Raw genomic sequence first — 7369 nt, forward strand, 5'->3', positions numbered from 1 at the left:
TGCCGACCATCCTTGCCCGTCAGCTCGCCGAGCGGCTCGCCCCGGACAGCCGCCTGCGGCGCATCGCCGCGGCGTACCCCGGCCTCACCATCGACGCCGAAGGCGAGGACCACCCTCTGCCGAACCCGTTCGCGCTGGTCCTGGACCCATCGCGCACGGACGGTATTCGCATCCCGGCCTTCGTCGGGAAGGCCCACGGCGACCTGCACATCGAGAACATCCTGATCCCGTCCTCACTGCGCAACATCGACACGACGTACCAGCTGATCGACCTGTCGCGGTACGCGGCCGACGCCGTGCTCACCCGGGATCCCGTCCATCTGGTCCTGCACATCCTCGCCCGGACACTGTCGGAGCTGTCCGCGGCGCAACGCACCGCCGTCATCGATCTGCTGCTCGACCCGGAGCAGGACGGAGACCTCGTGCCGCGGTGGCTGTTCCTGCTCATCGACCGGGTCCGATCGGCGGCGGAGGACTGGGCACGCCGGGCCGGTCTGGTCGACCTGTGGCGCGACCAGATCCCGCTGTCCCTGCTGGCCGTCGCCCTGACCTGCCTCGGACGGGCATCCACCCGGCCGGAGGACCAGGGATGGTTCCTGCGGCTCGCGGCGAACAGCGCCGCGGTGTTCCTCGGCCGGCATCACCCCGACGGCCGGCATCACCCGGGTAGCCGGCATCCGGACCGGCCGCGCGGGGACTGGCACAACCCGGACGAGCGGCGCCCGGCGGAGACCGCGGCAACCGCGGCCGTCCCCCCTGAGGCGGCAGACCAGAAGCCCGCGGTCGTGCGGCCGTCCACGCCACAACGGCCCGGGCAATCCACGCCACAATGGCCGGGGCCGTCCGGGCGGTACGACTTCTTCATCTCGTACGCCCAGCCCGACGAGGCCTGGGCCGACTGGATCGCCTGGCAGCTGGAGGAGGCCGGTTGCCACCTACTGTTCCAGGCGGGTGACGGAACGGACGGGCCGCCAAGGATCACGATGCGTGATGGCGCCCGGCACGCCCACCGGACACTCGTTCTGCTCTCCCCCGCCTATCTCTCCTCGGTCCATGAGCAGCGGGAGTGGTGGGAGTGGCGGGCGGCCCTGGACGCGGATGACCCGACCGGGCCCGCGTGCAGACTCGTCACCGTCCTGGTCGAGGCCTGTGCCGTGCCGGCCGCATTCGATCAGGCCTCCTCGGCCCACGTCGACCTGTCCAACCTGGCCGAGGCCGACGCCCGGAAGACGCTCCTGCAGCGGCTGACCGAGCGATGAGAGAAGGATTGACGTTCCAGGCCCGCATTGACGCCGACGACCGCGGCCCAGGGCGGCCGTCGGCGTCAAATCGTGCTCAACCCTCCACATTTCGCCGGGCCGCCGGGGCGGCTGATGCGGATCCGGGGCCGGCCGGGCCCGCCACGGACATCACCACCAGCAGCTGGTCCAGGGCGACGAGGTCGCCAGGCCGGACGAGTACTTCCTTGACGATCCCGGCGCCCGCCGCCGAGACGGTGTGCTCCATCTTCATGGCCTCGACGACGACCAGCGACTGCCCATCCGCCACGGTCATCCCCGGTTCGACCAACACCGCGGTCACCGTGCCCGGCATGGGGCTACGCGCCTGCCCGCCGAGCACTGGCCCGGCCCCGGTGCCCGCCACCGGGATCACCTCGGCCAGGCCCCACGCCCCACCGTCGCGGCCAAGCCAGAGGATCCCGTCGGCGGGCTCCCACGCGTAGGCCCACCGGGTGGTGACCGCACCGATCGTGACGAGCAGCTCGTCGCCGAGCTGACTGACCGATGCGGCGACCGGCGGCCCGTCGGCGATCCGGACCCGGGCCGCATCGGGGGTGCCGCGCGCCGCGACCCGCAACGTCGACACCGTCCGCACCGCCCGCTCCCCGCCTCCCGGCTCCGCCCCATCCCCGTCGCCGTTCCCGCCCCCGTCGCCGTTCCCATCCCCATGACCGTTTCCGGCCCCGCCCTCAGCCCCAGCCCCAGCCCCGATCTCGGGTGACGCGCTGCCGCCAGATCCGGCGCCGTCGGGGCCGCCGGACGGTACTGCCCCACCGGGCAGGGCGACGTCCCAGGTCAGCCATGCGGGCTCACCGGGCCGCCAGCCGGAGGGGATGTCCCACGGGTCGACCACCGGACCGGTCGGTTGCAATGCCAGCAGCCTGGCCAGGGCGTAGCCGAGGAGCGCCTCGCCGGGCAGGTCTCCCGGGGTGAGGGCGGCGAGATCACGTTCGACGAGACCGGTGTCGAGCCGCCCGGCGACGACGTCCGGATGGGCGAGCAGCGAGCGCAGGAAGCCGATGTTGGTCGTCACTCCGAGCAGGACCGTGCCGGCGAGCGCGGTGTCGAGACGGGCGATCGCGGCGGCGCGGTCCGCACCCCAGGCGATCACCTTGGCCAGAATAGGATCGTACGTGGTGCTCACGATGTCCCCGGCCCCGATGCCGGCGTCGACGCGGATGGCCGGCCCGGCCGGTTCCCGGAAAGCCAGTACCCGACCGCCGGTCGGCAGGAATCCCCGCCCGGGGTCCTCGGCGTAGATCCGCGCCTCCACCGCGTGCCCGGTCAGGCGGATGTCGGCCTGACCGAAGCGCAACGGCTCCCCGGCCGCGATCCGGATCTGCTCGGCGACCAGGTCCACCCCCGTCACCAGCTCGGTGACCGGATGCTCGACCTGGAGCCGGGTGTTCATCTCCATGAAGTAGAACTCGTCCGGCGCGTCGGCGGACAGGATGAACTCGACCGTGCCCGCTCCGACGTAGCCGACGGCGCTGGCGACAGCGACCGCCGCCGCCCCGAGCCGCTCCCTGGTCCGCGCGTCGAGCGCCGGCGCCGGCGCCTCTTCAACAATCTTCTGGTGGCGCCGTTGCAGGCTGCACTCCCGCTCACCCAGGTGGAGCACGCTGCCGTGCTCGTCGGCGAGGATCTGGACCTCGATGTGGCGGGGGCGGGTGATGAACCGCTCCACGTACAGGGTGTCATCCCCGAAGCCGGCGGCGGCCTCCCGGCGGGCCGACGCGATCGCCTCCGGCAGCCGGGCGGGCTCGCGGACGATGCGCATCCCCTTGCCACCACCCCCCGCCGAGGGTTTGAGCAGCACCGGATAGCCGATCTGACCGGCGGCCTCGGCGATCGCGGCATCGCTCATGCCCGGCGCCGACCGGCCCGGCACGACCGGCACCCCCACCTCGGCCACCGTCCGCCGCGCGGTGATCTTGTTGCCCATCACCTGCACCGCGGCGAGCGACGGTCCGATGAAGAGCACTCCGGCCGTCTCACAGGCCTGTACGAAGGCCGCGTTCTCGGCGAGGAAGCCGTAACCGGGATGGACGGCCTCCGCCCCGGACACCCTCGCCGCCTCCAGCACGGCCTCGATGCTGAGGTAGCTCTCCTTCGCGGGCGCCGGGCCCAGCCGCACCGCGACATCCGCCTCCCGGACGTGCCGCGCCCCAGCGTCGGGGTCTGAGTAGACGGCGATGGACCGGATACCGAGATCGCGCAGTGTGCGGATCACCCGGACGGCGATTTCACCCCGGTTCGCGACGAGCACCGACGAAAACGTCAAGCCCGACGCTCCCGGCGCCCTCGGCGGCACGACGCCCGCCGACCGGGCCGGCGTGAAATGGCCATCCGGACCGTGACCGGTGCCGCCGCCTGCGTGATTCGTGGCGGACAGATCAGCCGTGGACACCCTTGATCCTCACGATTGGTTTCCTCACATCGGATGTTTCCGCACGTCAGGATGTCCCCCTCACATCCGGAAGACGCCGTAGCCCACCGGTTCCAGCGGAGCGTTCGCCGCCACCGACAGGCCCAGGCCCAGCACCATACGGGTGTCGGCCGGATCGATGACACCGTCGTCCCACAGCCGAGCGGTCGAATAGTACGGGCTGCCCTGCTCCGCGTACCGATTCAAGATCGGCGCCCGGAAGGCGGCCTCGTCAGCCTCGCTCCAGGCGACCCCCGCGGCTTCCATCTGGTCCCGGCGCACGGTCGCCAGCACCGCCGCCGCCTGCTCCCCGCCCATCACCGAGACGCAGGCATTCGGCCACATCCACAGAAAACGGGGCGAGAATGCCCGACCGCACATCGAGTAATTACCCGCGCCGAACGAACCGCCGATCACCACGGTGAACTTCGGCACCCGGGCACAGGCGACCGCGTTGACCATCTTCGCGCCATGCTTCGCGATGCCACCGGCCTCGTACTCCCGACCCACCATGAAACCGGTGATGTTCTGCAGGAACACCAACGGGATACCGCGCTGATCGCAGAGTTCGATGAAATGGGTGCCCTTCAGCGCCGACTCGCCGAAGAGCACCCCGTTGTTCGCGACGATTCCCACGGGATGGCCATGGAGGCGGGCGGTCCCGGTGACCAGCGTCGTTCCGTACTCCTTCTTCAACTCCGCGAAACGGCTGCCGTCGACGATGCGCGCGATCACCTCCCGCACATCATAGGGGGTGCGCCCGTCCGTCGGTACCGCGGCGTACAGCCCGGCCGGGTCGACCGCCGGTGCCTCGGTCGGCTCCAGCTCCCACGGCCGCGGACCGCGCGGCGCGAGGCCCGCGACGATGGAGCGCACGATCCGCAGCGCCTGGGCGTCGTCCTCGGCCAGGTGGTCGGTCACCCCGGAGGTGCGGGAGTGCAGCAGCCCGCCGCCGAGATCCTCGGCCGACACCACCTCGCCGGTCGCGGCCTTCACGAGCGGCGGACCACCGAGGAAGATCGTCCCCTGATTCCTGACTATCACCGCCTCGTCGGCCATCGCGGGAACGTACGCGCCGCCCGCCGTGCACGAACCGAGCACCGCCGCGATCTGGGAGATTCCCAGCGAGGACATTCGGGCCTGGTTGAAGAAGATCCGCCCGAAATGCTCCCGGTCCGGGAAGACCTGGTCCTGCAGCGGAAGAAACGCCCCCCCGGAGTCGACCAGATAAACACAGGGCAGCCGGTTCTGCAGCGCCACCTCCTGGGCACGCAGATGCTTCTTCACGGTCAACGGATAGTAGGTGCCACCCTTGACCGTGGCGTCGTTGGCGACCACCACGCATTCCCGACCCGAGATCCGGCCAATACCGGTGATGATGCCCGCCCCAGGAACCGGATCCTCGTAAAAGCCGTTCGCGGCTAGCGGGGAAAGCTCCAGAAAGGGGCTCCCCCGGTCGAGCAGCGCGTCGACCCGGTCGCGGGGCAGGAGTTTGCCGCGAGCCACGTGGCGGGACCGCGCCTGCTCCGACCCGCCGACCGCCGCCACCGCCAACCGCTCCTGGAGATCGGTCACGGCGTGCCAATGCCCCTCGGCATTGCGCCGTCCCTGTTCACCCGCGGCATCGACCCGACTGGTCAGGACCGGCGTGGCCGAGGACCGTCGGACCTCGTCGGACCGCCGACCGGCGATGGTTCCGGCGCGTGCTGCGCTCACAGTCACCCCCCACGGGTGGACGTCGGGCCCCGAAACAACGTTTCCAAGTTAACGACCGCTAACCTCGTCGTCAAGGCAGACGGCGGCGGGGACCATCGGGCAGGCGGCCGATCCCCATCGCCATTGCCGGACCTTCACCCCTTCACCGACATTCACCCACCACCGGGACCGAGACCAGGATCCGGCGATCCGAAATACACCGGCTGCTCCCCGGTGGCTAACTTTAGCGATGCCTGACCGGTGACGTCCGACCGGGACTTCTCGCCGTGATCCGGCGCGCCCCGCCCCTCGGCCGCCGGCCCGGCCTGCTCCCGGCCAGGTGGGCCCGAATCGGGAGTACGGCGCGCAGCCGTCACAGGTACATGCCGTGGCGGGCGTCCGGGGTGGTGGGCCGCGGCAGGCCGCGGCCGTCCCGCAGGGCGAACAGCTCTGCCAGCGTCATGCTCGACCGGACCCCCTCCGCGGAGCCCAGCCAGGACACCGCCTCGGTGTGCGGCAGGGCTCCCACCTCGATCTGGGCGAGGCAGCGACCGGGACGGACAACGGCGGGATGCATGCGCAGCAGATCCTCGTTCGTGGTCAGGGCGACCAGCACCTCGCGGCCCTGCCCGACCAGACCATCGGTGAGGTTCAGCAGTCGGGAGAGCTGCTGCCCGGCCGCACCCCGGCCGTCCCCTCGGATCAGGTCGTCGCAGTCCTCGATCACCAGCAGCCGCCACCGGTGGGTGGGTGGCCCGCCCATGCGGTCGGTCGCCGCGGCCTGGGCACCACGACTGTCCGCATCCCCGGACCTGGCATCCCCGGACCTGGCATCCCCCGACTCGGCATCCCCCGACCCGGCATCGCCGGACCTGGCATCCCCCAACCCGGCATCCCCGGACCTGGCATCGCCGCTGTCCGCATCCCCGGCCCACGCGATCCCGCCGTCGGTACCCCCGCCGTCGGTACCCCCGCCGTCGGTACCCCCGCCGTCGGTACCCCCGCCGTCGGCGCTCTCCCCCTCCGCGTCCCCGTCGTCGTCGAAGCCGATCGCGACCTCCATCAGGTAGGCGGGATCGGCGAACAGCGCCTCGGGATCCAGGACGCAGTCGACCTGGCACCAGGATCGCCATTCGTTCGCCAGGGCCCGCAGCACGGTTGTCTTCCCGGTTCCCGCCGGACCATGCAGGAGGATCAGGCGGCCGACCACGTTGTCCCGGCGAACCGCCATGAGCCGGTCGAGCGGGCCCACGGCGGCCGAGGCGTAGTTGGCGCGGATCGAAGCCCACGTCGTGGTGGCCGTCCGGCGGCTGGTCCGGATCGGACCACGCTGACTGGACAGATACCAGAAACCCATGTTGACGGCGTTGTCCGCACCGCTCTCGACGACGGACGAGCGGAGCACGTCCTCGATCACCACCCGGGCGAGCTGTTCACTCACCGCGGTGACGGTCACCTCACCACCCCCGCCGCGCCAGCGCACGGCTCGCACCGTCCAGCCCTCGCCGACCGCGAGACGTGAATCGCGGGACTCCTCGACAACCGCGCGCAGGACCCTCGCCCCTGACGGTAGCAGCGTGGCTCCCGGCCGGAGCCGGTCAACCCGGGCACTGCGGGCCCAGGGCTGCTCGGTTGTGAAAGGAGCCAGGGCGAGTGCGTCGACGACGTCGTAGGGCGTGTCCGAGTCGTCCAGGCCGACGACGAAAGGGAGCTTCATTCCTCCGCTCAGTGACTCGGAGACCATCCAGGACTTAGGCAGCGACGCCTTCTGATGTGGAACTGACACCTGTCCGATGGTCCCGGACAACTCAGCGCCCGGCCATCCCGTTGCGCGATTTACTCGGGCACATCGCGGGGGCCGTACACCGCCCGCGACCTGTCGCGTGCCTCCATCAGGGCCGATCCGAGGACGTTGCGGCCCGGCCAGCCGCCCGGGGAATCTCCCGGCCCCACCACCGGCGCGCCT

General features: G+C 71.3%; 4 protein-coding genes. 1 reads left to right on the forward strand and 3 read right to left on the reverse strand.

Translation table 11 applies throughout. From position 1 onward, the window contains the following. The coding region (locus ACY45C_RS05985) for a toll/interleukin-1 receptor domain-containing protein (protein WP_462186650.1) at positions 1-1259 on the forward strand (1259 nt) is incomplete at its 5' end. 76 nt (positions 1260-1335) lie between these two features. Here the strand turns inward: ACY45C_RS05985 and ACY45C_RS05990 are convergent. The 3 genes from ACY45C_RS05990 to ACY45C_RS06000 form a co-directional block, all read right to left on the reverse strand. Next, entirely contained in the window at positions 1336-3564 is a 2229-nt protein-coding gene (locus tag ACY45C_RS05990; RefSeq protein ID WP_462186651.1) for an acetyl/propionyl/methylcrotonyl-CoA carboxylase subunit alpha, read from the reverse strand. Between the two features lie 186 nt (positions 3565-3750). Further along, a complete protein-coding gene (locus ACY45C_RS05995; protein WP_462186656.1) occupies positions 3751-5400 on the reverse strand; it encodes a carboxyl transferase domain-containing protein in 1650 nt (549 codons plus the stop codon). Positions 5401-5776: 376 nt separating this feature from the next. Beyond that, on the reverse strand, positions 5777-7189 hold the full coding sequence (locus ACY45C_RS06000; RefSeq protein WP_462186652.1) for a DUF5925 domain-containing protein: 1413 nt from the start codon (positions 7187-7189) through the stop codon (positions 5777-5779). Positions 7190-7369: the final 180 nt, after the last annotated feature.

The sequence above is a fragment of the Frankia sp. CcWB2 genome (assembly GCF_977927585.1).